The sequence below is a fragment of the Vibrio sp. 10N.222.48.A3 genome (assembly GCF_041475345.1).
Lineage (GTDB): Bacteria > Pseudomonadota > Gammaproteobacteria > Enterobacterales > Vibrionaceae > Vibrio > Vibrio tasmaniensis_A.
Genome location: NZ_JBFRVX010000600.1, coordinates 1 through 2,635, shown reverse-complemented (window position 1 = coordinate 2,635; position 2,635 = coordinate 1). Strand labels below are relative to the sequence as shown.

At 46.8% G+C, this 2,635-nt stretch carries 2 protein-coding genes; both read right to left on the bottom strand.

The window, feature by feature from the left end:
* Positions 1-76: 76 nt before the first annotated feature.
* A complete protein-coding gene (locus AB4653_RS16865; RefSeq protein ID WP_102257772.1) occupies positions 77-1,327 on the bottom strand; it encodes a glutamate-5-semialdehyde dehydrogenase in 1,251 nt (416 codons plus the stop codon).
* A 66-nt stretch (positions 1,328-1,393) separates the two neighbouring features.
* Positions 1,394-2,578: a glutamate 5-kinase gene (gene proB / locus AB4653_RS16860; protein ID WP_170962708.1), complete on the bottom strand. Its 1,185-nt coding sequence runs from the start codon at positions 2,576-2,578 to the stop codon at positions 1,394-1,396.
* Positions 2,579-2,635: the final 57 nt, after the last annotated feature.

The window sequence follows — 2,635 nt, the reverse complement described above, 5'->3', positions numbered from 1 at the left end:
GTGTGGTAATTCATTGATTATTGCTACTCGAGCGCCATTTCAAAAATGAGCTGAGGAGTAAAATTAACGACCAGCGTTAACCGCGAACTAAATAGTTCGCTTTACCTACCCACTTGTAGCTTGTCAGCTCTTCTAAGCCCATTGGGCCGCGAGCATGCAGCTTTTGAGTAGACACAGCAACTTCAGCGCCTAAACCAAACTGTGCGCCATCTGTAAAACGTGTTGATGCATTCACATAGACTGCAGCTGAACCGACTGAATTAATAAAGCGCTCTGAGCTCTCTAGACTGTTAGTCATAATCGCATCTGAGTGACTCGCGTTGTGTACGCGCATGTGGTCAATCGCTTCTGCAACGTCAGCAACCACTTTCACGCCTAGCGTGTAGCTTAGCCATTCTGTGTCAAAGTCGCCTTCAACCGCATCACGTTGGTCTTCAAAACCAGTAAGCAATAATTTAGCACTCGCGTCAGCAACCAAGGTTACTTTGCCTGCTAAACGCTGTGTTAGCTTAGCAAGGAAAGCCTCAGCAACCGCTTCATGCACTAGCAGCGTATCCAATGAATTACACGCTGATGGACGTTGAACTTTCGAGTTTTCAACCACATCAACAGACTTCTCAAGATCAGCGCTCTCATCAACAAAGATATGGCTGATACCGAAACCACCGATGATAACTGGAATAGTACTATTCTCTTTACACATCTTGTGCAGACCAGCACCACCACGAGGAATGATCATATCCACGTAGTCATCCAGTTTAAGCAGTTGAGAGACAAGCTCACGATCGGGTTTCTCGATATACTGAACAGAAGCCGCAGGAAGTTCCGCTTTTTCTAATGCAGACTGGATTACTTTAACCAGCTCCATGTTTGAGAAGAATGTCTCTTTGCCGCCACGTAGGATGCTTGCGTTACCAGTTTTCAGACACAGTGCTGCAATATCGATAGTTACGTTTGGACGCGCTTCGTAGATAACACCCACCACACCAAGTGGTACGCGGCGGCGAGAGAGTGACATACCGTTTTCAAGTACCTTACTGTCAATTTCGCTGCCAACTGGGTCATTCAGGCTAATCACGTTACGCACATCGTTAGCGATACCGGTTAAGCGCTCTTCGTTAAGAAGTAGACGATCAAGCAGTGCATCAGTCAGACCCGCTTCACGGCCAAGTTCGATATCTTTCGCGTTCGCTTCTAAAATCGTTGCTGCGTTGGCTTCTAGCTCATCAGCGATAATCGCCAATGCTTTATTCTTTTGCGCCGTAGATGCGGTCGCTAGGTGGAAAGCAGCGTCTTTTGCTGCGATACCCATGTTAGTTAAATCCATGTTTAACTCTCCCTAAATTCTGTCTGTCTTTGGATGCAAAAAGGCGATTCGCCTTATCATCACGAGCTATTCTTGGATTACAACCATGTCGTCACGGTGAATGACTTCTGACCCGTAATCGTATCCAAGAATATCGCCAATATCTTTACTGTGCTTGCCTGCAATTTTTGCTAGGTCTTGGCTTGAATAACTGGCGATACCACGCGCCACTACCTTGCCTTTGCTGTCTGTGACTTGGGTAACTTCACCACGAGAGAACTCGCCTTTAACTCGAACAACCCCTTTCGCCAACAAGCTGCTGCCTTTAGTGTTGACTGCGTTTACTGCGCCGTCGTCGACCACAATGTCACCAGCTGAAGCAGGGCCCGCTAGAATCCAGCGTTTACGGTTTTCAAGCGCTTCCGCTAAAGGTAAGAAACGTGTGCCTTGTGGGTTGTCACTCAGTGAGTCAAACACCACATTTTCAGCACTGCCCGCAGCAATAATTACTTCGATGCCAGCGCGACGAGCAATATCAGCCGCCTGCAGTTTTGTCGCCATGCCGCCAGTACCTAACGTAGTACCACTGCCGCCTGCGATCTTGCGCAGTGTGTCATCAATAGTTTTCACTTCTTTGATGAGCTCAGCATTTGGATCTTTACGAGGGTCAGCCGTAAACAGGCCTTTTTGGTCCGTTAATAGCAAAAGCTTATCAGCACCGCACAAAATACCCACTAAGGCCGACAAGTTATCATTGTCGCCCACTTTAATTTCGTTGGTTGCTACTGCATCGTTTTCGTTTACTACCGGAATAATATCGTGCTCAACAAGCGCATTGATCGTGTCACGTGCATTAAGAAAACGCTCCCGATCATCGAGATCAGCACGAGTCAGTAGCATCTGGCCAATCTTAAGGCCATAGATAGCAAACAAAGACTCCCAAACTTGAATCAACTGACTTTGCCCAACTGCCGCAAGCAATTGTTTGCTTGCCATAGAGTTGGGAAGTGCGGGGTAACCAAGGTGCTCCCGTCCGGCTGCAATTGCGCCAGACGAAACCATAACCACAGAGTGGCCTTGTTTTTTTAATTCAGCACATTGACGAACCAGCTCAACCATATGAGCGCGGTCTAATGCCAATGTTCCACCAGTTAAGACACTGGTACCCAGTTTAACAACGACAGTTTTACGCTGTGTTGTTGTCCCGCTTTGATGATTTGTTGTCATGAAGTCTTTTATGGATAAAACAAATAAGAGGTGATGTTTTAGCAATCAAAAGGGGAATTCACAAGCAGAAAAGGTGCGAAATCGCACCTTTTTGCTTTATAT

Bases quoted from the DNA above. Each gene is read 5' to 3' on its own strand.
- AB4653_RS16865 (WP_102257772.1), bottom strand. From the start codon at position 1,327: ATGGATTTAACTAACATGGGTATCGCAGCAAAAGACGCTGCTTTCCAC.